A 26696-nucleotide genomic window follows, 5' to 3' on the forward strand; every position below is an offset into this window, starting at 1 on the left:
GGGGCCTGGGCGGTGCCCCGGGCCGGCCGCGGTCGCCCTACTCGCGCTTGCCTCTGCGGTGGGAGTGGGGCCGGGGGCGGTCAGGGAGCCAGAATGTGCGCGACAGGACCTTCTGCTCGTGTTTGGTCCGTTCCCGGGTCAGTTCGTCCCTGAAGCGTCGCCCGTGCGTCCGCAGGGCCCCGGTGACGAGCCGTTCCGCGACCGCGCCGAGACCCGAGGACTGCAAGGCGCTGACCAGGGCCACCTGATCGGCGAGCGAGCGCACGTGGATCACGTGTGCCAGGACACATCCCAGCACCCATTCCCCGCGCACGCTGCCGCCCGCCGGGAGCTGCTTGGCCAGCAGGGTGACGTCGAGGATCGGGCAGTCGGCGTACCTGGTGCGGATGACCGCGTCGAGGGGGCCGGTGAGCCCGGCCGTTGCGAGGGCCAGGAGCAGGGACGCCAGCGGGGCCGGATCCATGTCGTTGGCGAGCCGGCACAGGAGGTGTTCGCCGGCGTACTGCGATCCCGCCTCGGCGAGGGCCGCGAGGAACAGGCTCGCCTGGCCGACGAGTTCACCGTGCAGCATGCACCGGAAGACGATTTCGGCCGGTTCTGCCAGGCCGTGCCGCTCCAGCCCGGCGAGCAACGCCGCGGCCTGTGCCGGCGCCAGGGCGCGGGCTGCGCTCCACAGCAGCGGCCCCGCGCCCAGGGCCGTGCCGTCCAGGTGGTGCAGCAGCTGGGCGATCTGGTCCGCTGTTCTCGTCCGCACGACCAGGTCCAGCAGGTCCACCGCGAACTGGACACGTCCTGCCAGATGCAGCTCGCTGATCAGGATGGCGACGTCGTCGACGGGACGGTACTGCGCGGCCCGGGACAGCACCGACCAGTCGCGGCCGTCCCGGAGCGCCTGGACGAGCAGGATCAGATGGCCGACGCTGCGGCCTTGCGTCTCCGCGAAGACCACCTCTGCGTCGTGACCGAGGCCGTGATCGGTCAGGGACCGTATGAACTCGGCGACGTCCGCCGCGGACCGTAAGGCCGCCGCCGCCCGCTGCAGGGCATCGGCCTGCCGGAGCAGGCCATGGTCACGCAGCATGAGGCTGAGTGTCACCACATCCGGAACGGCGCGCTGAGCGGCGGCGGACATGGCGGCGGTCACCGCGTCGTCGAGTTCGCCACCGGCCAGGTCGAGGGCCACCGACACGAGGTCGGGTACCGGACGGACCACGGCCGCCGCGCCCAGGAGACTCGCGGCATGTGCGGGAAGACCGGTCCGGTGCAGCGCCGAGGCGAAGCCGGCCAGGTCCTCGGACTGGTGGAACTTGACCGATGCCTGGATGAGAACCACCACGTAGTCCTCCACGCCTTCCCGGAACAGCTCCCGGGCCAGGGCGCTGGTGTCGTCGACCGAGCGCACCATCACCATGGCGGGCAGCGCGGTCCGCGCATGCGCGTCGAACCCCGCCTGCCGCAGCGCGCACAGGAGCCCGGCCACCTCCTCGACGGCGCGGGACTGACTGGCCGACCGCACCAGCTCACTCGCCATGGCCTTGCGGGTGCGCAACTCCAGATCGCCCACGGCGCGCACCAGCTCCGGCACCGAGGACCTGCGGTCGGCCTCCTCCAGCATCACCATGATCGAGGGCGGCTCATCGTCCTCCCGACCGGACCCGGTCACCTCCTGGAGGGTTTCGAGCCGGGTCTCCAGCCGGTGGCAGCGGTCTTCGGCGGCGATCAGTTCGGCACGGGTGACCGCCAATGCCTCCTGGAGAAAGACGACCTGCTCCTGGAGGTCGCCGCTCTCCTCCTGGAGCAGGGCGTACTCCCCTTGCCACAGCTCCACCTCGCCCCGGCGTGCCTCCAGTTGTGACTCCAGCTTCCGGCACCGGCTGCGCACCTGGGCCAGGCGGCCCTCCCGGTCCAGCAGCGCCTCCTCCAGGGCACGCTGCCTCGTGGTGATACGACGGGTCTCCTCGTCCGCCTCGGCCAGCTGATCCTGGAGTGCCTCCATCTCGCTGCTGGGCCGGTTGCCTTCGAGCGCCGCACGGTGCAGATCCCGCAGCGCCGCCTCGGCCTCGGGGGTGAGGGGGACGCGCAGGTCCCGGACGTCCGCGATGACCCCGGCGATGAAGTCCCACGGCGGGACGCGGCCACCGTTGAGGTAACGGCTCACCGAACCGGGGTCCAGAAACCGGCGGCCCGCATAACGCCGCACGCCGACTCCGAGGAGCAGAAAGACCTTGCGCAGATCCTCCGCCAGCGCTCGCTTCTCCGGAGACAGACCCTCCTTCAGAGGGGCCAGCGCAATAGGCCGGGCCGGGGCGGCCACGGCCGGCTCGCCGGAGATGCGTACGTGTCCTTCGTGCATTCCGCCAGTATCGCTGGTCCTCCAACTCCACGGCTGATCAATGCCGTTGCCACCGAGAGTGGCAACACGCGCCGGTTGCTGCCACTTCGGGCGGCAACACCCGCAACGCTCTACGGCCGGCTCACCGCGGCCACGATGGGACCAGGAGCCCGCGTGAGCGAGAGGAAGAGGCATGAACGTCATCGACGAGGCCGGGCGAGCCCGGGCAGCCCGCGCCGCCTTCTGGCGCCGTCTGGCCCGGCAGACGGCCCTCGGCGCGGCGCGGGCCGCCGGTTCGGGCGCTGTGACCCTGCTGGTGTGGTGGCTGCGCGGGACCTAGGCACGGCGGACCGAGCCGGACCGGCCCCCGAGGAGCGGTCGCCCCGGGCCGTGCCGCGCTCCACCGCGTCCTCGCCGTGCACCCGGTGTCTGGGCGGTGTGTGCTCGGTGGGCAACCGGGGCCGGGTTCTCGGGGTGCGGTGTGAGGCAGGTGCGGTGCGGGCGCCGGAGCGTGCACGGTGCCGGTCCCCGAGGGTGGCTCCTCCGCGTAGTCACCCTTCACCGGAGCAGAACGGCGGGGTGAGACGGGAGGACCCGGCCGGTGGGGCCGGGCTCCTGTGCTGTGAGCGTGTGCTCGGCCATCAGTGGCTGCCGGCGAGTTCGCCGCTGAGCTTGCCGTGGAGGTCGGCGCTGGGGTCGTTCAGGCCGGTGATCTCGACGGTTTTGCCGCGCTGCTTGTACTTGGTCTCGATCGCGTCGAGGGCGGCGACGGAGGAGGCGTCCCAGATGTGTGCGGCCGAGAGGTCGATGACGACCCTGTCCGGGTCGCCGGCGTAGTCGAACTGGCCGACGAGGTCGTTGGAGGAGGCGAAGAACAGCTCCCCGGTGACCCGGTAGACGACCGTGTCGCCGACGGGGTCGGTGACGGCGGTGACGTGGGCGAGGTGGGCGACGCGCTTGGCGAAGATGACCATGGCGGTGACCGAGCCGACGACGACGCCGATGGCGAGGTTGGAGGTGGCGACCACGACGATCACGGTGATGACCGTGACGGTGATCTCCCCGGCCGGCAGCCGCTTCAGCGTCCTGGGGGAGATGGAGTGCCAGTCGAAGGTGCCGAAGGCGACCATGACCATGACGGCGACCAGGGCGGCCATGGGGATGTCGGAGACGACCGGGCCGAAGACGACGCACAGCACCATCAGGAAGACACCGGCGAGGAAGGTGGAGACGCGGGTACGGGCGCCGGACACCTTCACGTTGATCATGGTCTGGCCGATCATGGCGCAGCCGCCCATACCGCCGAAGAAACCGGTGACGATGTTGGCGATGCCCTGGCCGATGGACTCGCGGGTCTTGGAGGAGTGGGTGTCTGTGATGTCGTCGACCAGCTTCGCGGTCATCAGCGACTCCATCAGGCCGACCAGCGCCATCGCCAGGGCGTAGGGGGCGATGGTGGTCAGGGTGTCCAGGTCGAACGGCACGTCCGGCAGGCCGGGCACCGGTAGCGCTGAGGGCAGTTCCCCCTTGTCGCCGACGGCGGGGACGGCGATACCGGCCGCGATGGTGATCACGGTGAGCACGACGATGGACACCAGCGGTGCCGGGATCACCCTGGTGATCTTCGGGAAGATCACCATCAGCGCCAGCCCACCGGCGATCAGCGGGTAGACCGGCCAGGGCACGTCGCGTATCTCCGGCACCTGCGCCATGAAGATCATGATGGCGAGGGCGTTGACGAAACCGGTCATCACCGAGCGGGGAACGAATCGCATGAGCTTGGCCACGCCCACCGCGCCGAGGAAGATCTGGAAGAGGCCGGCCAGGATCACGGTGGCCACCAGGTAGCCCATGCCGTACTCGCGATTCACGGGCGCGATGACGAGCGCGACCGCGCCGGTGGCGGCGGAGATCATCGCACGGCGTCCGCCCACGACGGAGATGGTCACGGCCATGGTGAAGGAGGCGAACAAGCCGATCGCCGGGTCGACACCGGCGATGATCGAGAAGGAGATCGCCTCAGGGATCAGGGCCAGGCCGACGACCAGGCCGGCCAAAACCTCGGTGCGCCACACCTTGGGATTGCTCAGCCAGTCCGGCCTGAGGCCGCGCAGACGCGCGGCGGGAGTCGCGATGGTGGAAGACAAGGAGATGTGTACCTGTCCGTGTTCGGGCACACCCACCGGCAGCCGGGGTGTGCGGGAAAGGAAGAGCGAGGAGGCCGGGCCGATGCTCCGCGGACGGCCCGCAGGAGGGGGCCGGAAGCCGTGGAGGACGGGCGTGAGGCGGCGGCGCGCACGAGGGGCAGGGCAGCTCAGATCGGGCGGTGAAGGGTCACGGCGGGCAGACGGCGGCGATCGGCGGCATCGGCTCGCGCACGCTCTCTCCTGAGGGGCTCGGTCTTGGCAGGGGGCGCCTTCGACCCCGGAACGACAACAGCGGAGCGGCCGGGCCACCCTCACCGTGAACCCTACCCTAACGTTAGGGTAGGGATTCGGTGGAGTCGCGCGGGAGGCGGCGTCATGACAGGAAGGGCCAGGGACGAGGGCGTGCACGGCAAGCACATGCAGATCGGTGAGGTCGCCGCGCGGACGGAGCTGTCCCTGCGCACCATCCGGCACTACGAGGAGAACGGCCTGGTCATCCCGTCCGCCCGCTCCCAGGGCGGCTTCCGCCTCTACACCGAGACCGACGTCGCACGACTCATGGTGATCCGCCGGATGAAGCCGCTCGGCTTCACATTGGACCAGATGCGGGATTTGCTGGACGCCACCGACCGCCTCGACACCGGTGGCAACGAACTGGACCCCGACGAGCGCGAAGCGCTCATCACCCGCGTACGCGGGTATGAGCGGAGCGCGGCGGAGCAGGTGGAGAAACTGCGTGTCCAACTCGCGCGTGCCGAGGATTTCGCGGCCACCCTGCGAGCCCGTCTCCCGGAGAGCGAACCGGCCCGCCCTTGACCCGCCGTCCAGGCAGCGTGCCTGGGCGGACAGGTCGCGGCCAGACCGTACAAGCCGCCGGTCAGAGTCCTGTCCCGCTCGGCGAAGGAGGCTGTCGCGGAGTACGCCCGGGCCGGCCGCGAGCGCCTCGGGCTGCAGCGGGTACGCGACGATGTCCTGATCCCGTACGCCATGCGCTGGCCCGACGAAATCCGCGACCCCGCCGAGCTCCTTGCCCCGCCCGCCGGGGTGGCCGAGGAGGAGATCGCCCGCGCGCTCGCGTTGACGGACACCATGACCGTCGACCGGCCGGAGGGCCGGAGTTCAGAGGCGATACCGCGGAAGCCCTTGAGCCGGCTGAAGCAGCGTTCGTCGACATTCCGTCGGGCGGTAGAACTCCCGGTCGATGCCTGGTGACCGGCCGCCGCTCCCGCTGACTGCGGCGCGCTCGGCGCAGTGCCAGGGGCGGGGCCGGGCTCGTGCGAACGGTGATGGGCCGCCGCGCACTGCTGCACCGGTTCGGCCGCGGACCGGCGGGGCCGGAAGCTGGAAGACAGGCCGCTGTGGTCGCTGCCCGAGCAGCAGGGCTTCTCGGCGAGTGGATCATCGCGGTCTGCGCCCGAGCGCCGGCAGGTGATCAACCCCTACGGCATCCGGATCAGGCACCGCACCCAAGGCGACGTCGAGTTGGGCCCATGGCGTCGCCGGCACTCCGGGGTGGCGGAGAAGAAGGGCCTCCGGCAGCTCCGCTGCGACCCCCGCGACACCTTCCGGATCTGGGTGCGCGACCGCCAGGGCGACCGGTGGATCACGGTGTTCCGCGAACACCTTCGCCGCGCCGGTGTCCCATTCGGAGAAGTCGCCTGGGACCACGCCCGCGAGCAGGCCGATGCACGGCCCTGTGACGAACTGCCCCTCAGGGAGAACTGGCTGCCTTGCCCCGACGCAACACCCCTCGCGCTCTGCCTCCTGAGTCGCCGCTCACCGAACTGCTGCGGGCAGCGCACTCCGACCGGATCCGCGCAGCAGCCGACGCCGGACGCGCCACCTGGACGAATCCATTCAAGGACGCCCTCGGCCAGGCCGTCGTCCTGCTCACCGGCGGCACTCTCCTGGGCACCGGCATCGCCGCCGCCCTGGGAGCACTCGTGTCCGGCTCTGCCGTGCCGTTCCTCCTCACCCCCGCCGCCATCCTGCTCCCGGCCGCCGTGATGATCCTCCTCGGCGCCCTCGGAGCCGCCCTGTCCATCCGCCGCATCACCTCCGTCGACCCGCTGGCCGCCCTGGGGAGCGCCCGATGAGCCTGACCCTGACCGACATCACCCTCACCTACCCCGACGGCGACACCCGCCTGACCGCCCTCGACCGGGTCAGCCTGGAGGTTCCCCAAGGCAGTCTGACCGCCGTGGTCGGCCCTTCCGGGTCCGGCAAGTCCAGCCTCCTGGCCGTCGCCGCCACCCTCATCACGCCCGACACCGGCACCGTCACCATCGACGGGCAGACCACCACCGGCCTCACCCGCGGCGCACTCACCGAACTACGCCGCCACAAGATCGGCATCGTCTTCCAGCAGCCCAACCTGCTGCCCTCCCTCACTGCCGCCGAACAACTCCAGGTCATGGCCCAGATCGACGGCCGCAGACCCAGCACCGCACGCGACCGCGCGATGGAGCTCCTCAACGCCGTCGGCCTCGCCGACCAGGCCGACCGCCACCCCCACCAGCTCTCCGGCGGACAGCGCCAGCGCATCAACATCGCCCGCGCCCTGATGAACGACCCCACCGTCCTCCTGGTCGACGAACCCACCAGCGCCCTCGACCACGAACGCGGCGCCGCAGTCCTCGACCTGATCACCCGCCTCACCCACCAGCAGGCCACCGCCACCGTCCTGGTCACGCACGATCGCACCCACCTCACCGCCGTCGACCAGATCGCCGAAGTCCACGACGGACGCCTGCGCATCCCAGCCGTGAGCCGCCAGCTTGAGTTTTGACCTCCGACTACGTGTGGAGAGTTGCGGCGCGACACGACGGGGCAGGTCGCATTGCCCCCAATCCCGCCGGTTCTTCCCCCTTGACGACACCGGCGGTGGGGCGCACAGCCGAAGCGCCTCTTCGGAGCTGGAGCCTGCCTCGGCGGTGTGGACACTCAGCCGCTGGTCCGGGTCGGCGGGCGTGGTGAGGGACTCGTGGTCGAGGGTGAGCGGGCCGACGATCGGGTGGCGGAAGTGTTCACTGCCGTGCGTGTGCGGGATGTTCCGCGGCCCTTGAGCATGTCCACACGCGGGGTACCGCTGTCGGGCAGCACAGCCCCCGGCTCCCTCCTGCAAGCACCAAGGGATCTTCGTCGACTTGACCGCTCCTTCCTGCGGTCGGCCGCGACGGCTTGCGGACCGTGTACCTGTCCGGCCGGCCCGGGCACGACCCGGCTGGTTTGCGACGATTTCCCGGGTCGGCAGGGCCGGGGCGTGGCGATCCGACGGCCACGGTGTGGTCGTTCATTAAACAGCCTTGCTTCATTGGTCTTGACCAATGCGGGGCCGCTTGGCATGCTGGCGATGGCCGTAACCGATCATGTGTTCTCTTCCTGTACGACGCTCTCCCGGATGCGTGCCGCATTCCGGTTCCAGAAGGTCACGCACCCGTCTCGCGATCCGAGAACTCGTCAGTCCTGATCGAAGAGCATCTGCAAGTTCTGCAAGATGTAATTGCCTATGCAAATGTCACATCCGCGCATTGGTGTATGACCTCCGTGCCGTCCGTACGGAGGTCACCGCCCGTCTCAGGCACATCCCGTGGGCTGTCAGACAACAGGAGGCTGGTGCCGACGTGCAAGGAAATCTGACCGTACGTGAACCCGTGCCGGAAGCCGACCTGTGGGACCGGGTGGCGCTGCCGTCGGCGCCCCCCGAACCACCCGCCGGTCCCGTCGCCGCGCCCGGACTGCGCCGCGCCCTGTCCTTGCTCGAGGAAGGTGTGCTGACCAGTAAGGCCAACCGCTCCTGCGGTTCGTACGCGGCGCGGGCGGTGCCGTCGGCCGGTGCCCTGTATCCCTACGAGTTCGCCGTCCTCGCCAGTGAGGACGGCGTGCCGACGGCGTTCCGGGTCGACGCAGACCGGCGCACCTGCGCCCGGGTCGCCGCCGGAGCGGCCGTCGCCGCCGCACTCGACGCGTCCGATCTGGCCGTCCCGGAAGGGGACGGCGCCCTGGTCGTCACACTCACCCGCCCATGGCTTTCCATGCGCAAATATGGCGACCGAGGGTACCTCTACACCCAGCTCGATGCGGGACACGCGGCCGGGAACCTCGTACTGGCCGCGGCCGGCCGTGGCGCGGCGGGGGCGCTACGGCTGCGCTTCCCGAGGGAATCCCTGTCTCAATTGCTGGAGGCGAACGAGAACTGCCGGGAGATTCACTCGGTGACCCTGCTGCCGGCCGGTCCGGCCGACGACTCCTGGACCCGGTGGACCGTGCACGACGACACCGACCGGGAACGGCGCGGGCCCACCTGGCGGTCCTGGCTGGAAAGCACCTGCTGGGACTCCCTCGCCGGGTGGACAGGGCACACCGAGGCCCCGGCCCTCCGCATGGCGGCCGCGCCGCTCGCGCGCGTCCGCACGGACGGACGGCTGTCCGCCGCGGACAGCGGCCTGGGCGACGCGTCCGAGTGGTCCGAACTGATCGGAACGCGCGCCTCCAGCAAGGCGTTCACCGGTGCCCCCGTCCCCGCCACCGCCGTCTGGCAAGCGGTCTCGGCCCTGTCGACACCGCTGGAGACCGACCTGCCCGACGCCACACCGCTGTCCGCCACGCTCGTGCTGCGGTCGGCCGCGGAGCCCGTACACGACGCGGTGTACCGGCTGGACACCGGCGAGAGGCGCCCAGGACGGCTGCCGTCCACCGACGAGGTGGCCCGGGCCTGCATGCAGCAGCGCGCCCTCGCCGGGGCCGCCGCCATCCTGCTGCTGCACGTGCCGCGCACCCCGCTCGGCGGGGCCGGCTCCGCCGCCGGCGCCGAGAACCTGCGCGAACTCGCCTTCCGCTGCGGCGCCCTGGGGCAACTGCTCTACCTGGGCGCGCACCGCGCGCGGGTCGGCGTGACCGCCATCGGCGGTTTCGACACACCGCTGTGGCGAACGCTGGCGGGGCTGCCGGAGGACGACGAGATCCTGTACGCCCTGCTGATCGGCAGCCCGGACGACTCGGGCATCAAGTTCGACCGGCTTGCCATGGCGCACGCCCAGAACGAGCGGTGACCCCGGTGCGCGCCGTCCTTCCCGAAGTGCTCACCGACGTCCTCGCCCGCCACGGAGACCGGGTCGCGGTCACCGACGCCGACGGCCTCCTCGGCTACGCCGACCTGGCCGTGCGGGCCCGTGCCGCGGCGGACCGGCTCGCCCGGTACGACGTGCGCGGCGAACCGCCCCGGGTGGGTCTGTACGCCACCAACTCCGTCGAGTACGTGGTCGCCTACCTGGCCACGCTGTTCGCGGGCGCGGTGCCCTTCCTGGCCGACTCGGCGTTCGGCCCGTTCGAACTCTCCCGGATCGCCGAGGACTGCGGGCTGGACCTGCTGATCCACGCCCCGAGCGCCGACGTACGGGACATCGTGAGCGAAAGCCTCACGGACGACGGCGAGTTCGGCTACCTCACGGTCAGCCGGGTACGCCGGTACGACACCCCGCGTCCGCGGCTGCTGGACGACACCGAGGTGTGCCGCTTCACGTCCGGCTCCACCGGCAGGCCCAACTGCATCGAGTTCTCCGGCACGGCCGTGTCCGCGGCGGCCGCCAACTGGGTCAAGGGCACCGGTCTCACGGCCGAGGACCGGATCGCCTGTTTCGCGGCGCTCTCCAACGGCCTGGCGTTCAACACCTCGTTGCTGGCGGCCTTCCTGCAAGGCGCCTCACTGCACCTGTCCCACGGTCTGCCCACCGCCTCCCGCGTCGTACGGCTCCTGGAGAACACGGCCGCCACCCGGCTGGTGGCGTTCCCGGCGCTGTACGAATCGATCGTGCGGCGGGCCCCCGAGGAGGGCTTCGCCACCGTACGCACCGCGATCTCCTCCGGTGCCCCGCTGCGCGACTCGGTGCGCGAGGAGTTCACCCGGCTCACCGGCGTACCGATCCACAACTACTACGGCGTCGCCGAGACCGGGCCGCTGACGTACGCCGCCGACGCCACCGGCGGCGGGCTCGGCACGCCCCTGCCCGGTGTGCACCTGCTCGCCGAGGAGCACGGCATCCGGGTCAGGAGCGAGTCGATGGGCTCGCGTTACCTCAACGCGCCCGGCCTGTTCGAGCAGCGTCTCGACGACGAGGGCTACTACCACACCGGTGACCAGGGCCGGCTGCTCGACGGCGCGCTCCACCTGACCGGGCGCACGAGCCGGATGGTCAACGTGGGCGGGCGCAAGATCGACCCGATCGAGATCGCCGACGTGCTGCGCGCGGCCCCCGGGGTCCTGGACGCGGTCGCCTTCGAGGCCGAGAACCAGCACGGCGAACCGGCCCTGGCCGCCGTCGTCGCCGCGGAACCGGGCGTGACCACGCAGTCCCTGCGCGCGCACTGCGCGGCGACCCTCCCGTCGTTCAAGGTGCCCGGCATCCTGCGCCTGGTGGACCGGATACCGGCGAACTCGATCGGCAAGCCGTCCGTCGAGCGCCTGCGCCGCCTGCTCACCACCCCAGACAGCCACTGAACCTCCCTTCGACCCAGAGGAATCGCCCATGGACAGCAGCGCGCTCCGCACCAAGATCATCGACCTCGTCATCGCGGCCGGCGACGGCAGCGTCACCGCCGCCGACCTCGCCGCCGCCGGCTACTCCCTGCGCGACGTCGGATACACCTCGCTCTCCTACATGCGCCTGATCGACAGCATCGAGAACGAGGTCGGGGTCTACCTGGACCCGGAGGCCGCCATCGAGCACTACGAGACCATCGACTCCGTCACGGCCCTGGTGCTCGCGGGCGGCGCGGGCGCCGATGCCTGAGACGCCCGCGGCGGGCGGCCGCACGATCGGGATCGTCGGCCTGGGGCGGCTCGGCTCGGCCGTGCGCGCGGTCTGCCGGGCGGACGGCACCAGGGTCTGCCTCACCGCCTCCCGCCGTACCGGCTGGTCCGCCGAGGCGGTCCCCGACGTGCTGATCGACGCGAGCGCCCCCGAGGCGCACCCGGACGTCCTCGACTACTGCGCCGGGCACCGGGTACCGCTCGTAGCCTGCGTCTCCAATCTGTCGGACACCCAGTGGAAGGCGCTGGCGGAACTGGCCGGAACGGTGCCGGTCGTCCGGGCGACCAACCTCTCCTTCGGTCACTACCTCCAGGCGCGCATCGCCGAGTTCACCGCCGCCTATGCCACGGGCCGGTTCGACCCGGTGACCACCGTCCGCGAACGGCACCCGCTCGGCAAGGCACACCGGCCGAGCGCCACCGCGCTGGCGCTCGCCGGGACCTGGGCCGGGGCGAGCGGCCGGGAGGTGGCCGACATCGCCGACGAACGCTCCGGACTGCCCGTCAGCGAACACGAGCTGACCCACACCTGGGACGGGGAGTCGCTGCACGTGCGGCACCACGTCGGCAGCTGGACGGTGCCGGCCCGGGGCGCGCTGGCCGCCGCCGACTGGGCCCGCGCCGCCGCTCCCGGCCTGGTCACCATGCGGACCGTCTACGACGACCTGACAGCTAGGAGCAGGACATGACCACCGAGGAACCGCAGCCGCTGAACCCGGCCGAACGCCGGCTCGTTCTCCAGGTGGCACTCGGCGCCCGGATGCTCTCCCTCGACGGGCACGACGACTTCAACCAGGGCCAGATCTCCGCCCGGATACCCGGCCGGGAAGAGTTCTTCATCAAGGGCGCCCTGGTCGGCTTCGACGAGGCCGCGCCGGCGGACGTGGTCCGCTGCGCCGTGGACCACACCCGGCCAGCCCCGCCGCTGGCGCCGCCGGAACTCCCCCTCCACCAGGCCATCTACCGGGCCCGGCCGGATGTCAACGGCATCGTCCACAGCCACGCGCCGTACACCCTGCTGTTCGGCGCCACCGACCTGGAGATGCGCCCGGTCTCGCACGACGGCGCCTACTTCCGCGACCGGCTCGGCCTGTTCACCGAGACCAGCAACACCGTCCTGGACATCGCGACCGGTGAGCACATCGCCAAGGACCTCGGCGAGCACCCGGCCGTGCTGCTGCGCAACCACGGCGGAGTGATCGTCGGCAAGAGCGTGCGGCACGCCGCCGTCTTCGCCCAGGTGCTGGAGCGGGCCTGCCGCCTCCAGCTCACCGCCGAGAGCACCGGCGTGCCGTACGCCTGGTCCACCGACCGGGACGTGGCCGCCAAGCAGGACTTCATCTACGCCGACCTCTCCGTCCGCTCGTACTGGGACTACGCCGTCCGCCGGGTCGGCCGGCACTGGCCGGAGACCGCCGGCTGGGACCGCGGCTGACCGCACCGCCCGTACGGCCCGCCGGGGGAGGGGCCGCCGCCGGACGGGCGCCGGCCCGGCGCGCCCCGCCGCCACCGTGCCGATGCGCCCGCGCCCCGCCGCCACCAGGCCCGGTGCACCCGCGCGCCGTCCGGCCGCCCCCGCACCGCGCAGCCCGCCGCGAGACCCGGGCCGCCCCCGCTCCCGCCCACCCAACCCGACACGCACGGAGGACTTCCGATGAAGGTCCAGCGCATCCTGCCCACCGAGGAGGCGGCCGATCTGCTCGGCCTGGTCCGGGACATCGCTGCCGGCGAACTCGCGCCCCGTGTCGCCGAGTTCGAGGAAACCCACACCTTCCCCCGGGACATCGTGCGCACCCTGGGCAAGGCCGGGCTGCTGAGCCTGCCGTACCCCGAGGAGTACGGCGGCGGCGGACAACCGTACGAGGTCTACCTCCAGGCGCTGGAGGAGATCGCCTACCACTGGTTCGGGGTCGCCGAAGCGGTCAACGTGCACAACCTCGCCTGCTTCGGCACCGCCGCCTACGGCACCCGGGCCCAGCGCGAGGAACTGCTGCCCGGCATGCTCGGCGGCGAACTCCTGGGCGCCTACTGCCTGTCCGAGCCGGAGGCCGGGTCGGACGCCGCCGCGCTCACCACCCGGGCGGTACGGGAGGACGACGGCTACCGGATCAGCGGGACCAAGGCGTGGGTCACCCACGCCGGACACGCGGACTTCTACACCGTGTTCACCCGCACCGGCGGACCGGGCGCCCGGGGCCTGTCCTGCCTGGTCGTGCCCGGTGGTACGCCCGGCATGGTGGTGCACGAGCCGGAACGGAAACTCGGCGTGTGGTCCAACCCGACCGCCCAGATGGGCTTCGACGGCGTCCGGGTGCCGGCCGGGCGGCTGATCGGCCGGGAAGGCAAGGGCTTCCTGATCGCGATGGGCGCACTGGACTGCGGCCGGCTCGGCATCGCGGCCTGCGCGGTCGGCATCGCCCAGGCCGCCGCCGACTACGCCGTGCGGTACGCCAAGGAACGCCGCCAGTTCGGGCAGCGGATCCTCTCCTTCCAGGGAATCGGCTTCCTGCTCGCCGACATGGCCACCCAGATCGCCGCGGCCCGGGCACTCACCCTGGCGGCCGCCCGGCTGAAGGACGCCGGCCGCCCGTACTCGCTGGAGGCCGCGAAGGCGAAGCTGTTCGCCACCGACGTGGCGATGAAGGTGACCACCGAAGCGGTGCAGGTCCTCGGCGGCGCCGGCTACGTCCGCGACCACCCGGTGGAGCGCTGGATGCGCGAGGCCAAGCTGCTGCAGATCGTCGAAGGCACCAACCAGATCCAGCGCCTGGTCATCTCGCAGGGCCTGTAGCCGTCCGGGCACGCCCACCCCCCTGACAGCAGCGCCGAACGAGGCCACCCGAAAGGACGGTTCGGAACACGATGACCACGCTCGAGCAGCGGACCCTCGCACTGGACTCCGCCGGATCCGGCACCGGCCCCGCCACCTGGGGCCAGCGGGCGATCTGGGGCGTCGTCACCCGGCTCGGTGACGACGCCCCCCGCTACAACCTGCGGCTGGACCTGCCGCTCGACCCGCCCCGCCCCGCCTCCCGCGTCCTCGCGGACCTGACGGAGCTGCTGCGGATGCACGACAGCCTGCACACCCGTCTCCTGCCGGACGGCGAGGACGGGCTGCGCCAGGTCGTGGACGGGGGCGGCGAGCTGCCCGTGGCGGTCCGCACCTGCGCCGCCGCGAAGGCCCCGGCGGTCGGCGAGGCCCTGATGGACGAACTGGCGGGCCGGCCCTTCGACCACGCGCGCCAGTGGCCGTTCAGGGTCGGTCTCGTGGAGTGCGAAGGGCTGGTGCACCGGCTGGTGCTGGCGGCCTCGCACACCGCGATGGACCTGTGGGGCGAGGGCCGGATGCTGCGCGATCTGCGGCTCATCGAGGCGGGCGAGACCGCCGAGTCGCTGCTCGCGGCCCGGCCCGCCCTCCAGCCGCTGCAGGCCGCCGAGTTCCAGGCGTCACCGCTCGGCCGCCGCCGCGACGAGGCGGCCCGGCGCTACTGGTGCGAGCGGCTGACCGCCGGCCCCCGGCGGATCTTCACCGCCCCCGCGGCACCGGACCTCGCGGTCACCGGCCCGGGCCGGCTCTTTCCCAACGCGCTGCTGCGCTCGCCCGCGCTCGCGGTCGCGGTCGAACGGGTCGCGGCCGGGTGGGGCGCGAGCGACGCGGCGGTGCTGCTGGGCGCGGCCTCCCACCAGCTGGCCAGGATGTCCGGGAGCGACGACATCCTGTTCCAGGTGGTGGTGAGCAACCGCTTCCAGCCGGCCGCCGCCGAGTCGGTCAGCACGATGGCGCAGGAAGCGGTGTTCCTGCTCCCGGACGCGGGGCGGGACTTCCAGGACGCGGTACGGCGGACGCGGTCCGTCTCGTTCAGCGCGTTCCGGCACGCCGGATACGACAAGTGGGCGCTGGACCGCGAGGTGGCGCGGCTCGTCGAGCGGGGTGCGGCCGCCGACCACTCGTGCTGGTGGAACGACACCCGGGACCCGGGCACCGGTCCCTTCGACACCACCGGACGCCCGCGGACCGCGCTGACCGAGCTGACCGGCCGCACCGAGCTGAGCTGGCCCACGGAGTTCCTGCCCCGGGCGAACGTCTCCGTGGCGGTGGACGTGCTGACCGCCCCCGGCGCCCTGGAGCTGTGCATGACCGCCGACCCGGCCGTCCTCACCCGCGACGGCATGGAGACCTTCCTGCGCGGGGTCGAGCGGCTGGTCGTCACCGCGGCGACGGCGCTGGGGGAGGCGTGAGCACGCGGTACGCGGGCATCGCCTGGACGGGCACGGGCTACCGCGTCGAGGTCATCGACGGCGCGGGCCGCCGGGTCACCGAACCGGGCGACTGGGGTGCCGCCCAGGTCGCCGAACTCATCGCCTGGCTACGGGAACTGGGCCGGGAACAGCCGCTGGCCGCGGTGATCGACAGCACCAACGGCCTGCTCGACGGGCCCATGACGGCGGCCGGCCTGGAGGTGTACCGTGCCGACCCCTGGCTGCTGCCGCCCCGGCCGCGGTTCGGCTCCGTCCCGGCCCGCCGGCTGGCCGAGCAGGCCCACAGCACCCCCGGCGAGCTGGCCCGGTTGACCGCCGAGAGCGGCACCCTGTCCGGCCGCGCCGACGAGTACTTCGAGGGCGTACGGCGCAGCGCACCGCTCCAGGCGGCGCTGACGGCGGCCGGGCGCTGCCTGGAGCACGGCAGCCGTGACACGCCCCGGATCGCGCTCACCTTCGACGACGGCCCCGACCCGGTGCAGACCCGCCGGATCCTGGAGATCCTGGACCGCTACGGCGTCCGGGCCACCTTCTTCTGCGTCGGCCACCACGTCGCGGCGCTGCCCGACGAGGTCCGCCGGATCGCCGAGGCCGGCCACGAAATCGGGAACCACTCCTGGTCACACCCCTTCCTGCCCGACCTGACCGCGGACCAACTGCGCGAACAGCTCGACCGGACGGCGGAGGCGGTGGCCCGGGTGACCGGCGAGGCGCCGACCCGGTTCCGGCCGCCGTACGGCGCGCTGAGCCCCAAGGTGCTGGCCGCGCTCGACGGGCACCCGACCACCCTGACCCTGTGGGACGTGGACTCCCGCGACTGGGCGAGACCGGGACCGGAGCGGATCGCCGCGACCGTCCTGGAGGCCGCCGGACCGGGCTCGGTGGTGCTGATGCACGAGGGCGGCGGCGACCGGCGCCAGACCGTACAGGCCCTCCCGTCGATCATCGAGGGCCTGCTCGGACGCGGCCTGGAACCGGTCCCCGTGGCGGAACTGCCCGCGCCGCCCGGCACCGGCGGCGGCCGGCCGCTCGACCAAGAAGAACACGATCTACGGCTGGAGCACTGAAGACCCATGAAGGATCGCTCGGCAGACCACACCCCGGCGGTGACGGCCCCGCACGACCAGGACCGGGCCGCCGGGCCGCCGCCGGCCGGGGAACCGGCGATCTGGTCCCGTAACTTCCAGTACTACTTCACCGCCCGCAGCGCCGGCCTCCTCGGCTGGGCCATGCTGCCGGTCGCGGTCTCGGCGGGACTGCTCAGCTCCGGTTACGACCTGAGCACCGCGGGCTACTCGATGGCCTTCCTGGTCGGCCCGTTCGCCGGACTGGTGCTCTTCGGCGGAGTGCTCGCCGACCGGTTCACCGCCCGCCGGATGATGATCGCCTCCGACCTGGCCAACCTCACCACCCATGTGCTGCTCGCCTTCCTGTTCCTGCACGGCATCGACCACCTCTGGCACCTGTACGGGCTGCTGATGGTGGCCGGCACCGCCAACGCGATGTTCCAGCCGGGCGCCTCCTCGACCGTCCCGCTGGTGGCCCGGGACGTGCAGGGCGCCAACGGTGTGCTGCGCATCTCCGAGGCGCTCACCGCGCTCGGCGGCCCGGCGCTGGCCGGCGTGCTGGTCGGCACCGCCGCCACCGGCTGGGTCATGGTGATCTCCGCCGTCGCCTACGGCACCAGCGCGGGCTGCCTGTTCGCGCTGCGGCTCGGCGTGGTGCCCGCGCCGCCGGCCGGCGAGAGCCTGTGGCGCAACCTGGTGGCCGGCTGGTACGAGTTCCGCTCCCGGAGCTGGCTGTGGGGCGTGATCGTGATCTGGATGTTCTTCGCCGTGCTCTCCTGGGGGCCGCAGCTGTCGGTCGCCGCCGGGGTGATCGTGCCCGCACACGGCGCCACCGCCTTCGGCCTGCTCAACTGCGCGTTCGGGGCGGGCACCGTGGCCGGCGGGGTGCTGGCGCTGCGCTACAAGCCGGTCCGTCCGCTCGCCGCAGGGGCGGTGGCGATGCTGGCGTACCCGCTCTACCCGCTCGGTATCGTGCTCGGCTGGCCGGTGTGGCTGCTCGCCGTCGCCCAGGTCGTGGTCGGGATCGGCATCACCTTCTGGGGCGTCATGTGGGCCACCAGCGTGCAGACCCAGGTGCCGGGCGAGGTGCTCAACCGCGTCCACGCCTACGAGGTCGCGGGTTCCGTCGGCATGTTCCCGGTCGGCAGCGCGCTGGCCGGTCCGGCCGCCGGAGCCTTCGGCACCGACCGGGTGCTCCAAGTGGGCATCGTGGTCGCCCTGCTCACCGCCGCCGCGCTGCTGCTGACCCGCCCGGTCCGCACCCTGACCCGGATACCGGACCGCGCCTGAACGGCGCGGCACGACGTGCCGGTAGACGGAGTCGGCCGCAGCACCGGAGTGCGACGGCCTCCGGTTGGAGCCTGACAACGCGCATCAGCGTGGGCCGGCGGGCGGCCTCCGCGGCTGCCGCGCCGGGCCCGGTCGAGGATCTGATCAGCCGGTTCCGGGTCGTGTGCGGATGCGGCGGCGGAGCCGGGACCGGATCGCCTTCGAGCTGTAGCCCTTGCCACCGATCCAGGGCGTGATCGGGCCGGACGCGGACCCGGGGCCGCCCCGGTCCGATCCCGGGTACCCGGACCGCTTCCGTCACGGCGGTGAACCGGGTGCGGTCGTTCGTGTCGCCGCCGGTGACGACGAAGGCGAGGGGGATCGCTTCCGGGGCGTCAGCTGATGAACCGCACGTCCGGGTGGAGTGGGGAAGGGCCGTCCAGCAGCGGCTGGTGGCGGCCGCGCAGATGCTTCTCGAAGAAAGCGGTGAGGTAGGCCCGGCGGCTCGCGGTGAACCGTGCCGGGTCGACGGTGCCGGTCATCCGGGTCAGCAGCCCTTGCGGCAGTGTGAGCCGCTCGGCGAGACCCGGAAGGACGGTCTCGTAGTCGGTGAACGAGTTGTGCTCGGCCGCCTCCGTCCACAGATCGCGTTTCCAGCCGGTGGAGTTCCGCCACAGCGCCCGCCAGGACGGGGAGTGCTCATGGGTGTGCGGCAATCTGCCGGACGTGCCCGCAAGCCACGCCCCCATCTCGAGGAACGGCCGGTCCAGCCCGGTACGGGCGACCGGCAGCAGCAGGCCGGGGTCGGTCCAGTCGTAACCGAGCGGCCCGTCGAGATTGGCACCGGCACGGATACGGCGGTCCACGCGCATCGCCTCGGCCGTCGTCATCCCGCCCAGCGAATGCCCGAACATGCCGACGCGCGCGAGGTCGAGGGCCTGCCCGAGACCGCGCGGCAGCGGCCGCTTCCCGGCATCGGGATTACCGCCGCGAGCCAGCACGGCGAGCCGGTCGAGGACGAACGGAACGTCAGCGACCCTGACCTCCAGCGCAGCCCTGGAGCGGTCCGCGCCCCCCTCGATGGCACCGAGCCCGGGCGCGGACTCGATGACGCGGCCGTCGGGGAACTCGACCGCGTGTGCCTCGTGGACGGGGTCGACGGTGATCACCGCACAGCCGTGGCTCGCCAACTCCTCCACCGCGGTGGTGTCCAGGGTGCGCTCGTTGTACATGCCCGGCGAGTACAGCACTACGGGCAGCCGCCCGGCCCGGGACGCCACGGCCACTCCGACGCGGGCGTGGGTGACGAATCCGCCCCAGTCGACGGCCCCCTCGTCGACCTGGAGGATCTTTGCCGCGCCTGCCCCGAAGACCGCGGCCGCGCCCGCACGCATGTACGGCGCCCGGGGTCCGTCTTCCGCCGTGACGCGATCGGCCGGATACCAGACGCTCACCATGAGTTCCCGGAACCCCGACGCCGCCTCGCCCGCCCACCAGGGGCCGCGACGCGTCCGGTCCACCAGGTGCAGTTCGGTGACGCCGATCGGACACGGTCCGGTGGGACGGGGGAGTTCGAGCCGTACGGACCCGGCGGAGGCCGTCGCCGCGGCGGACGCGCGAGCGGCCGGAACCAGAGCCGATGTGGCACCCAGTACAGCCAAGGCACCCGCGCGGGCCAGTAACTGCCGGCGTGACGCGGGCACGGCCGAAGAATCGAAACGGCTGGAGGAGTCGAGAGCGCTCGTGAATTGCATGACACTATCTTGTTTGCGCCTCGCGTCTGGATACATGGGGCCAGCCGGATAGTGTCCGGCGCCCGTCCGGGTTAGGCCGTGAGCCGAAAGAGGATCTTGATGCTGCCGCAGCCTCGGCCTCTGGCCGCTCGCCGCTCACGCCCGCAGTGAGGACGGCAGCTCCGTGGTGGACGACGGCGCTGGACGCCGAAGGCTCTCGCCTCCTCAGGGTGCCGGACGGGCGAACCGGTCGGCGAAGGGCGTGCGGACGTCCGGTACGGGCGACGGCGTGGTGTCTGCGCCCGCGTGGCGCGCTGCCTGCAGCACGACGGTGAGGTCTCCGCCGGCGAGCCGACGAGCGTGACAGGCCCGGCGGGCCGCGACCAGGACGACGGCTCGGATGCTCAGGGGATGACGCGGGCCGCGCCGGGGGAGTGCAGAGCGTGGTCGCGCACGCTTGCGTCCTGTCCGGCCGGAAGGGGCGAGCGGTGCTCCCGCGTCGGGTGCCGCGTGGTGGTCTCGGTGATGACCAGGAACTGGCCGGTGGCCAGGTCCATCACGTCCCGGATGTCCGTCCTGCCCTGGACACGCTGAGCGGCGGCGTATGCGTCGGTGGGCCAGGAGCCCCGGGGCGGCGCGGGCGACGACGCGTGTCCGCTCGCAGTCGTCACCGGCTGCCGCCGGGCTCAGCCGTGCGGCGGTGCCGCGCCGGGCAGTTGACCGGCGAACTTCCACCACTGCTCGATGGTCCACACGGCGACGCCGGAGCGGTCGGTGGACATCCGCAGCCACACCTCTTCACCGCCGGCCATGAGCGCTACCTCCAGATGAGGCTGCTGCCACGTCCCCATCGGATACATCCACTCGATGCCATCGGGCCAGGTCCGCATGGCGACCGTGCGCACGCTCAGTGCCGCGGCGAAGGCAGTCAGGGCGGCCTGGGGTACCCGCACCTCCGCCGGCCACGTTCGATCCCCGCCATCCGGGCCTCCTCCAGGCAAGACGCGACATCTCCCCGCGCGTCCCAGCCTGCCAGACCTCCGCGGCCCCGTCGTCGTCCGCTCACCCGTGGAGCGGCCACCCGTGCAGCGAGGCTCGCGCGGCCGCGTCCGCGTGAAGGAGGGCATCCGACGAGTCAGTGCCGAGCCGGGCCTCCCTCTTCCTGGGCTCCTGGATGTCCGGCCCGGCGGAGCAGCTGGACGACTGCCGCGTTGCCGTCGCCGCTCCGTGACGCCCCCGGAAGACCGGCCGCCCTCAGCTGTCCAACGTCCGGCGCAGGTCAGCGCCGTGGCAGGGGTCGCCGTGACGACCGGTCATATATGGCCGCCCGCATGGACTGTTCGCGGTGCCGCCGTTGTCCGAGGCTCGCCAGGACGCCGTGCACCACCGCCCGGCGCGGCCTTCGCGGCTACCCAGTGACGAGGAGACGTCCCATGAAATCCGCACGCCTGATCGCCGTCGGCGCGACGCTGACGCTCGCGGTACTCACCGCCGCCGCCCCGGTCCACGCCGATGCTCCGACGGCCGTGAGCATCCTGCGGGCCGGTGCGCAGAAAGGCATCGCCGACGGCTACCCGGGAGTGGTCGGCCTGGTCCGCTCCGGAGACAGCGCGCAGTACGTCTCGGCGGGCACCGGCAACACCGCCACCAAGGTGCCCGCCGATCCCCAGGCGCAGTTCCGGATGGGCAGCAACACCAAGGCGTTCATCGCGACCGTGCTGCTGCAACTGGAAGCCGAAGGCAGGCTCTCCCTGGACGACTCCGTCGCCCGGTGGCTTCCGGGCGCCGTCGCCGCCAACGGCTATGACGGCAGCCGGATCACCCTGAGGGAGCTGCTCAACCACACCTCAGGCCTCCCGGACTACGTACACAACACGTCGTTCTACAACTCCTACGCCGCCAACCTCGAGCCCGGCCGGGCCTGGCCGCCGCAGACCCTCGTGGACCTGGGTCTCGCGCTGCGGCGGCCCTCCTCCGAGCCGGGTGAGAAGTGGGAGTACTCCAACACCAACTACGTGCTGGCCGGCATGGTGATCAAGGCGGTCACGGGCAACGACCCGGCGACCGAGGTCACCCGGCGGATCATCGAGCCGCTCGGCCTGCGGCACACCGTCTTCCCCACCTCCGACCCGACCCTGCAAGGCAACTACCTGCACGGCTACGCGTACGGTTGGCTCGGCATGGTGCTCACGGACGTCACGGTCTCCAACGTCCAGGCGATGGGCCCGGCAGGCGCGATGGTGTCGACCCTGGACGATCTCGCCACCTTCACCCGGGCGTTGCTCGACGGGCAGCTGCTGCCGCCCGCGCAGCAGGCCGAGCTGAAGACCACGGTCCCCACCGGGACCGCCGACATCCGCTACGGACTGGGCATCAGCCGGTTCCAACTGCCGTGCGGCCAGTGGGTCTGGTCCCACAACGGGGCCGTACTCGGCTACTTCAGCACGTGGTACGCCGACGACGACGGCGGCAAGCAGGTGCTGGAAGCCAACACCGAGTACCACCTCCAGGCACCGACCCGGGGACAGACGGACACCGACAAGGGGATGCGGGACGCCTTCTGCGCGCTCTGACCGACCGCACCGTCCGGCACCGTCCGCCCGGCGCTCCCCAGCGTTCCCCGCCGCCACCCGCCTGGCCGTTCCGCGGGCCCGGGCGGGATGCGGTGGGGACGACGGGGGTGCCGGGGACGGGCGTCAGCGGTGGCACGACGCGGCGAGGATGACGAGCACGATCACGATGCCGAGGAAGGTGAGGCATCCGCTGCCGCCGCTCGGACTCCTGCCGTCGGTCTCGACCTGGCCGCCGGGGACGATCCCGGGGTGGTTCCTGGCGTAGTGCGCGAGCTGCTCCCGCTCGCCCTCGGACTCGGTGCCCCAGGACGTCTTGAAGCCGCATTCGCCGCACCAGTAGCGGTACGCCATGTTCGCTCCTGTTCTCGTGGTGTTCTCGTGGTGCCGGATGGATGGGGTGGTGGGTGCCGGAAACGGACGGGGGCGGCCCGGGCTCCAGAGCGAGCGCCGGCACCCGCGGGTCGCCCCTACGGGCCTGGTACGAGGTGCCCCTCCGAGTCCCCGAAGTGCGGCCGGCGCGGGGGAGGGGACCGTGACCGGGCCGGGCCCGTCGGGCAGATCCGCCGGGCCGGTGGCCGGAGCAGCGGGGTCCGGCAGGCCGCCGCCGGTGCGGGAAACGCGATGAGGCGGAGGACCACCGGGAGGCGCGCCTCGCAGCCCTCGCCCGGTGGCCACCCCCAGCGGCCGGGATGCGCCGCACCAGGTCGTCGGCCGTCGAAGGCCACCCGGCAGCTCCGCGATCCCGGGACGCCGGCCCGGGCGGCGAACTGTCGGTGCGCATGCCGGCCAGCCCCGGCCGTACCCGCGCGTCGGCGGAGGAGCCGAGCACCGCGAGCCGCCGGCCGGGCCGCGGCCACCCGCTCCGCACACAGCCCCGCGCACAGCGACGGCCCCGCAACCCGCCCCGACAGGGGCCCCTCGGCACCGGTGCGTGTCCTGCGGAGCAACTCGGCAGCAGTACGTCCCCCGGTCCCCGCCATCGCGGTCCGCCTCCTCACGCCCGTTCGCCGATGCCGTCCGCGCAGCCGCCGCTCCCTGGGGGCGTGGCCCGCCGCGTCACCGATGCTGGGCATGCGGGGGCCGTTCGCCCAGGTCACATCGCCGGTCATCGGTGACCGGTCGTCAGGTAGGCTCTCCTGCCGGGTCACTGGGGGAGGGCGAGGGTGACGGAATCGCTCGGCGAGCTGCTACGGCGGCTGCGACGGCAGGCGAAGCTGACGCAGGAGAAACTGGCGGAACTCTCCGACGTGAGCGTGAGCACAATCCGCAGGATGGAGACCGGCAAGCCGTTCGACCACCGGAGCGGGTCGATCACGAAACTGGCGGACGCGCTCCGGCCGAGCCCCGAGGACCGCCGGCTGCTCGCGTCGGCCCTGGGCGGTGGCCCGGACGCCGCCGCCCCCGCGGAACAGCCCACCCCGCCCCCGGCCCCCGGACCGCCCGAGGCACTGCGTGTACCGGCGCCGCGGGGGCCGCTCGCCGACGTGGCGGAGGAACTCGCCCGGGACGTCCGAGGGCACTGGCGGCACGAGGAGGAGCAGCGCCGGGTGCACCACCCCGCCCCGCTGCCGGTGCGATTGCGGGCGGCGGCGAGCGGACTCGCCGACCACGCGGAGAACTGGCGGCTCCGCGCGGCGGACGGCCCGGCGGAGCAGGAACTGAGCGGAGACCTGCGGAAAGTCGTCGACGTCTACCACCGGGCCGGGACGGGACGCCTGGTGATCCTCGGCCGGGCGGGCGCCGGCAAGACGGTCCTGGCCGTCCGGCTGACGCTGGACCTGTTGAAGGAGCGCGCCTCCCACCCGGCATTCCACCGGGTTCCGGTGATCTTCAGCATCGGCTCATGGGACCCGGTCGCCACCGGCCTGCACGGCTGGCTGGCCGAGCGGCTCATCCGCGACCATCCGCATCTGGCCCGGCGGCTGCCCAGCGGGAAGACACTGGCCGCGGACGTCCTCGACGCCGATCTCGTCCTGCCGGTCCTGGACGGCTTCGACGAGATCGCGGAGGGCCTGAGAGCGACCGCGCTCGACGCGCTCAACCGCCTGTCGACGCCGCTCGTCCTCACCAGCCGCCTCGCCGAATACGCGGAGGCCGTCGAGAGGCGCGCGCCGCTGGCCTCGGCCGCGGCCGTGGAACTGTGCGACCTCTCCTTCGGCAACCTGCGGGAGTACCTGCCCCTGACGTCCCCGGTGCCGCCCGACGCGTCCCGCTCCACCGAGACCTGGGGGAGCGCACTGGACGAGGCGCTGGCCCGGGAGGCGTCGGGCGGCGCGCACCTCCTCCACGCGCTGCGGACGCCGCTGATGACCTCCCTGGCCCGGGTGATGTACAGCGACCGCACCGACCGTTCGCCGGCCGAACTCCTCGACACCGGGCGCTTCCCGGACGCCCGGGCGATCGAGGAACACCTGCTCGCCGGCTTCGTCCCCGCCGCCTACGAGCGCCGCGTTCCCGAACCCGCCGGCGGACAACGCGCGCGCCGCGTGCCGCGCGATGCGGGCCAGGCCCAGCGGTGGCTGAGCCACCTCGCCCACCACCTGGTCCGGTTCGACCACGAGCGGCAGGACCTGGCCTGGTGGCAGCTGGGAGAGTCGCTGCGCCGCTCCACCCGCGTCCTCGCGGTCGTGCTGGCGTCGACGCTGTGCGTGGCGATCGCCACGTGGACCGTCGGCCTGGCCTCCATGCCCCTGACGCCGGACTCTCCCGTCGCCCTGGGAGCGGCACAGATCATGGCGGAAGGGGCCATGACCGGTCTGGCCGGGGGCCTCGCCTTCGGCGTCACCTACGCGGTCGTCCTCGTCCGCAGGGGCGGCAGAGCCCTCGAACCGACCCGGGTCCAACTGAGGGCGCCGGGCGCCCGCCGCCGACCGGACCGCAGGTCCGCCCGCGAGACAACCGCGTACCTGGGAGCCGTGTTCGCCGGAGGCCTCGTCATGGGCGCCGGCATCGCCGTCGTCACGACGCTGCAGAACGGCCTCTTCTTCGACGTGCCGCTCGCCAACGCCTTCGCGCTGCGTTTCACGCTCACCAACATGCTGCTGTTCGGACTGATCTTCGGACCCGCCGCCTGCCTCGTCTTCGGACTGGTGATCGCTCTCGAAGCCCCCTTCGAGGTCACCGTCCAGGCCAGCCCGGCGGGACTGCTGGTGTCGAACCGCGCGTCGGTCCGGCGCCAGGTCCTCGTCCTGGCACCGCTGCTCACCCTGGCCATCGCGCTGAGCGGCTACCTGCTGGTCCGTCTGCTGGACGGCGCGTTCGGAGAGCTGAGCTGGTCCTTGTCGAGCGCGCTCTCCTTCGGTGTCACCGGTGGCCTGGGGGGTACGGCCGCGTACGTGCTGGGATTCACGGCCTGGGGGCAGTGGATCCTGTTCTCGCGGATCTGCCTGCCGCTGACCGGCCGCCTGCCCTGGGACACGATGGCCTTCCTGGAGGACGCCTATCACCGCGGCATTCTGCGCCGGCCCGGGGCGGTGCACCAGTTCGCCCATCTCCGCGTCCAGCACCACCTCGCCCGCGCCTACCGCGATGCGCACGCCGGTTACCGCCCCGTGTCCTCCCCACGGCCGCGCCGCGCCCGCGACTGACGGCGTACCCGCGGCCCGGCCGGCCCGCCCGGCCGGACCACCGGCCGTCCGAGCGCAGCCGGCGCCATCATGCGGATGCGGCGTATGCGGATGCGGACCGCGGGACGCGCTGGCGTGCGGGTCAGGGCGAGGGTGCCTCACGGCACCGGGTCCTCGGCGGCGTTCGCCCCGTCGGCCAGGTCCTCGCTCCTCCCGCGGACCTTCGGAACCGCCCGCGCGGCACCCGCCGTATGCCCTGGCCCCGCCACGGGGGAGTCCCTCCGATGAGTTCCCGGCGGATGCGCGGTCTACCCGTCGACGAAGGGAGCGCACCGTGCGCAAGATCATCGTTTGCACGTTCCTGACGCTGGACGGCGTCATGCAGGCCCCGGGCGGTCCCGACGAGGACACCGGGAGCGGCTTCGAGCACGGCGGCTGGCAGATGCCGGCGTCCGACGACGAGGTCGGCACGGTAGTCGCCGGCTGGTACGAGGTCTCCGACGCCATGCTGCTCGGCCGCAAGACGTACGAGATCTTCGCGTCGTACTGGCCGACCGCCGACCCCGGCAACCCGTTCACCCATCGGATGAACAGCATGCGCAAGTACGTGGCGTCCCGGACGCTGACCTCCGTCGAGTGGCAGAACTCCACGCTGCTGGAGGGCGACGTCGTCGATGCCGTGCGCGAGCTGAAAGCCTCCGACGGCGGTGACATCAAGGTCGTGGGCAGTGGCGACCTCGCCCAGACCCTCATGCGGCACGACCTCGTCGACGAATACCGGCTGACCATCCACCCGGTGATCATCGGCACCGGCAAGCGGCTGTTCGCCGACGGAGCGATCCCCACCGCACTGGAGCCGGTCAGCGTCTCGACGACGAAGGGCGGCACCGTCGTCGGCGTCTACCGGCCGAACGGCAAGCCCGGCTACGGCAGCTATTAGG

General features: G+C 72.4%; 22 protein-coding genes and 3 pseudogenes. 17 read left to right on the plus strand and 8 right to left on the minus strand.

Annotated features, from left to right (window positions below; all coding sequences use genetic code 11):
* Positions 1 to 37: 37 nt before the first annotated feature.
* Positions 38 to 2353, minus strand: a complete 2316-nt coding sequence (locus tag AB0E62_RS28745; protein WP_362199954.1) for an ATP/GTP-binding protein — start codon at positions 2351 to 2353, stop codon at positions 38 to 40.
* Positions 2354 to 2525: 172 nt separating this feature from the next.
* Between AB0E62_RS28745 and AB0E62_RS28750 the strand changes: the two genes are divergently transcribed.
* On the plus strand, positions 2526 to 2672 hold the full coding sequence (locus AB0E62_RS28750; protein ID WP_362199957.1) for a hypothetical protein: 147 nt from the start codon (positions 2526 to 2528) through the stop codon (positions 2670 to 2672).
* A gap of 301 nt (positions 2673 to 2973) precedes the next feature.
* On the opposite strand, the gene AB0E62_RS28755 is transcribed toward AB0E62_RS28750, so the two are convergent.
* On the minus strand, positions 2974 to 4479 hold the full coding sequence (locus AB0E62_RS28755; protein WP_362199960.1) for a SulP family inorganic anion transporter: 1506 nt from the start codon (positions 4477 to 4479) through the stop codon (positions 2974 to 2976).
* A 402-nt stretch (positions 4480 to 4881) separates the two neighbouring features.
* Here AB0E62_RS28755 and AB0E62_RS28760 point away from each other — a divergent pair, with 402 nt between their 5' ends.
* From AB0E62_RS28760 to AB0E62_RS28775, 4 genes and pseudogenes are all read left to right on the plus strand, one after another.
* On the plus strand, positions 4882 to 5295 hold the full coding sequence (locus tag AB0E62_RS28760; RefSeq protein WP_362200080.1) for a MerR family transcriptional regulator: 414 nt from the start codon (positions 4882 to 4884) through the stop codon (positions 5293 to 5295).
* 171 nt (positions 5296 to 5466) lie between these two features.
* A complete protein-coding gene (locus AB0E62_RS28765; RefSeq protein WP_362199963.1) occupies positions 5467 to 5691 on the plus strand; it encodes a hypothetical protein in 225 nt (74 codons plus the stop codon).
* A gap of 647 nt (positions 5692 to 6338) precedes the next feature.
* A pseudogene (locus AB0E62_RS28770) lies at positions 6339 to 6575 on the plus strand (FtsX-like permease family protein); the annotation flags it as partial.
* Positions 6572 to 7267, plus strand: a complete 696-nt coding sequence (locus AB0E62_RS28775; RefSeq protein ID WP_362199966.1) for an ABC transporter ATP-binding protein — start codon at positions 6572 to 6574, stop codon at positions 7265 to 7267. The pseudogene AB0E62_RS28770 and the gene AB0E62_RS28775, both read left to right, overlap by 4 nt.
* A gap of 117 nt (positions 7268 to 7384) precedes the next feature.
* On the opposite strand, the pseudogene AB0E62_RS28780 reads toward AB0E62_RS28775, so the two are convergent.
* Positions 7385 to 7603: pseudogene (locus AB0E62_RS28780) on the minus strand (hypothetical protein); the annotation flags it as partial.
* A gap of 499 nt (positions 7604 to 8102) precedes the next feature.
* Here AB0E62_RS28780 and AB0E62_RS28785 point away from each other — a divergent pair.
* The 9 genes from AB0E62_RS28785 (at position 8103) to AB0E62_RS28825 (ending at position 17904) form a co-directional block, all read left to right on the plus strand.
* The gene (locus tag AB0E62_RS28785; protein WP_362199969.1) at positions 8103 to 9530 is read left to right on the plus strand and encodes a nitroreductase family protein; all 1428 of its coding nucleotides are present in this window, start codon (positions 8103 to 8105) and stop codon (positions 9528 to 9530) included.
* On the plus strand, positions 9527 to 10975 hold the full coding sequence (locus AB0E62_RS28790) for a class I adenylate-forming enzyme family protein (protein ID WP_362199972.1): 1449 nt from the start codon (positions 9527 to 9529) through the stop codon (positions 10973 to 10975). The genes AB0E62_RS28785 and AB0E62_RS28790 overlap by 4 nt, the downstream gene beginning before the upstream one ends.
* Positions 10976 to 11003: 28 nt before the next feature.
* Complete coding sequence (locus tag AB0E62_RS28795; protein ID WP_030617584.1) at positions 11004 to 11267, plus strand: phosphopantetheine-binding protein; 264 nt, start codon at positions 11004 to 11006, stop codon at positions 11265 to 11267.
* Positions 11260 to 11976 carry a dihydrodipicolinate reductase C-terminal domain-containing protein gene (locus AB0E62_RS28800; protein WP_362199976.1) on the plus strand — a complete coding sequence of 239 codons (717 nt, stop codon included), beginning with the start codon at positions 11260 to 11262 and terminating at the stop codon, positions 11974 to 11976. Before AB0E62_RS28795 ends, AB0E62_RS28800 begins: the two co-directional genes overlap by 8 nt.
* On the plus strand, positions 11973 to 12722 hold the full coding sequence (locus AB0E62_RS28805; RefSeq protein ID WP_362199979.1) for a class II aldolase/adducin family protein: 750 nt from the start codon (positions 11973 to 11975) through the stop codon (positions 12720 to 12722). The genes AB0E62_RS28800 and AB0E62_RS28805 overlap by 4 nt, the downstream gene beginning before the upstream one ends.
* A gap of 219 nt (positions 12723 to 12941) precedes the next feature.
* Positions 12942 to 14078, plus strand: a complete 1137-nt coding sequence (locus tag AB0E62_RS28810; RefSeq protein ID WP_362199982.1) for an acyl-CoA dehydrogenase family protein — start codon at positions 12942 to 12944, stop codon at positions 14076 to 14078.
* Positions 14079 to 14149: 71 nt separating this feature from the next.
* Entirely contained in the window at positions 14150 to 15526 is a 1377-nt protein-coding gene (locus AB0E62_RS28815) for a condensation domain-containing protein (RefSeq protein ID WP_362199985.1), read from the plus strand.
* Positions 15523 to 16614: a polysaccharide deacetylase family protein gene (locus AB0E62_RS28820; RefSeq protein ID WP_362199988.1), complete on the plus strand. Its 1092-nt coding sequence runs from the start codon at positions 15523 to 15525 to the stop codon at positions 16612 to 16614. The genes AB0E62_RS28815 and AB0E62_RS28820 overlap by 4 nt, the downstream gene beginning before the upstream one ends.
* A gap of 6 nt (positions 16615 to 16620) precedes the next feature.
* A complete protein-coding gene (locus AB0E62_RS28825) occupies positions 16621 to 17904 on the plus strand; it encodes an MFS transporter (protein WP_362199991.1) in 1284 nt (427 codons plus the stop codon).
* Between the two features lie 92 nt (positions 17905 to 17996).
* Here AB0E62_RS28825 and AB0E62_RS28830 read toward each other — a convergent pair.
* The 4 genes and pseudogenes from AB0E62_RS28830 to AB0E62_RS28845 form a co-directional block, all read right to left on the minus strand.
* Positions 17997 to 18265: pseudogene (locus AB0E62_RS28830) on the minus strand (IS5/IS1182 family transposase); the annotation flags it as partial.
* A 13-nt stretch (positions 18266 to 18278) separates the two neighbouring features.
* Positions 18279 to 19403 (minus strand): lipase, encoded by a 1125-nt coding sequence (locus AB0E62_RS28835; protein ID WP_362199994.1) that lies wholly within the window; start codon positions 19401 to 19403, stop codon positions 18279 to 18281.
* Between the two features lie 617 nt (positions 19404 to 20020).
* The gene (locus tag AB0E62_RS28840) at positions 20021 to 20287 is read right to left on the minus strand and encodes a hypothetical protein (RefSeq protein ID WP_362200106.1); all 267 of its coding nucleotides are present in this window, start codon (positions 20285 to 20287) and stop codon (positions 20021 to 20023) included.
* A 15-nt stretch (positions 20288 to 20302) separates the two neighbouring features.
* Positions 20303 to 20569 (minus strand): hypothetical protein, encoded by a 267-nt coding sequence (locus AB0E62_RS28845; protein ID WP_362199997.1) that lies wholly within the window; start codon positions 20567 to 20569, stop codon positions 20303 to 20305.
* Positions 20570 to 21049: 480 nt separating this feature from the next.
* On the opposite strand from AB0E62_RS28845, the gene AB0E62_RS28850 reads away from it, so the two are divergent.
* Positions 21050 to 22189 (plus strand): serine hydrolase domain-containing protein, encoded by a 1140-nt coding sequence (locus AB0E62_RS28850; protein WP_362200000.1) that lies wholly within the window; start codon positions 21050 to 21052, stop codon positions 22187 to 22189.
* A 123-nt stretch (positions 22190 to 22312) separates the two neighbouring features.
* Here AB0E62_RS28850 and AB0E62_RS28855 read toward each other — a convergent pair whose 3' ends face one another.
* Positions 22313 to 22540, minus strand: a complete 228-nt coding sequence (locus AB0E62_RS28855; RefSeq protein WP_362200003.1) for a hypothetical protein — start codon at positions 22538 to 22540, stop codon at positions 22313 to 22315.
* An 812-nt stretch (positions 22541 to 23352) separates the two neighbouring features.
* On the opposite strand from AB0E62_RS28855, the gene AB0E62_RS28860 reads away from it, so the two are divergent.
* Together AB0E62_RS28860 and AB0E62_RS28865 are read left to right on the plus strand one after the other, a co-directional pair.
* Complete coding sequence (locus AB0E62_RS28860) at positions 23353 to 25776, plus strand: helix-turn-helix domain-containing protein (RefSeq protein WP_362200006.1); 2424 nt, start codon at positions 23353 to 23355, stop codon at positions 25774 to 25776.
* Positions 25777 to 26089: 313 nt separating this feature from the next.
* Entirely contained in the window at positions 26090 to 26695 is a 606-nt protein-coding gene (locus AB0E62_RS28865; RefSeq protein ID WP_362200009.1) for a dihydrofolate reductase family protein, read from the plus strand.
* Position 26696 lies beyond the last annotated feature (1 nt).

The sequence above is a fragment of the Streptomyces sp. NPDC038707 genome, assembly GCF_040636485.1.
Taxonomy (GTDB): domain Bacteria; phylum Actinomycetota; class Actinomycetes; order Streptomycetales; family Streptomycetaceae; genus Streptomyces.

Coding starts and splice junctions, on each gene's coding strand:
- AB0E62_RS28815 (WP_362199985.1), top strand. CDS start 14,150: ATGACCACGCTCGAGCAGCGGACCCTCGCACTGGACTCCGCCGGATCC.
- AB0E62_RS28855 (WP_362200003.1), bottom strand. CDS start 22,540: ATGGCGTACCGCTACTGGTGCGGCGAATGCGGCTTCAAGACGTCCTGG.
- AB0E62_RS28765 (WP_362199963.1), top strand. CDS start 5,467: ATGCGCTGGCCCGACGAAATCCGCGACCCCGCCGAGCTCCTTGCCCCG.
- AB0E62_RS28795 (WP_030617584.1), top strand. CDS start 11,004: ATGGACAGCAGCGCGCTCCGCACCAAGATCATCGACCTCGTCATCGCG.
- AB0E62_RS28745 (WP_362199954.1), bottom strand. CDS start 2,353: ATGCACGAAGGACACGTACGCATCTCCGGCGAGCCGGCCGTGGCCGCC.
- AB0E62_RS28775 (WP_362199966.1), top strand. CDS start 6,572: ATGAGCCTGACCCTGACCGACATCACCCTCACCTACCCCGACGGCGAC.
- AB0E62_RS28805 (WP_362199979.1), top strand. CDS start 11,973: ATGACCACCGAGGAACCGCAGCCGCTGAACCCGGCCGAACGCCGGCTC.
- AB0E62_RS28800 (WP_362199976.1), top strand. CDS start 11,260: ATGCCTGAGACGCCCGCGGCGGGCGGCCGCACGATCGGGATCGTCGGC.
- AB0E62_RS28825 (WP_362199991.1), top strand. CDS start 16,621: ATGAAGGATCGCTCGGCAGACCACACCCCGGCGGTGACGGCCCCGCAC.
- AB0E62_RS28810 (WP_362199982.1), top strand. CDS start 12,942: ATGAAGGTCCAGCGCATCCTGCCCACCGAGGAGGCGGCCGATCTGCTC.
- AB0E62_RS28750 (WP_362199957.1), top strand. CDS start 2,526: ATGAACGTCATCGACGAGGCCGGGCGAGCCCGGGCAGCCCGCGCCGCC.
- AB0E62_RS28850 (WP_362200000.1), top strand. CDS start 21,050: ATGAAATCCGCACGCCTGATCGCCGTCGGCGCGACGCTGACGCTCGCG.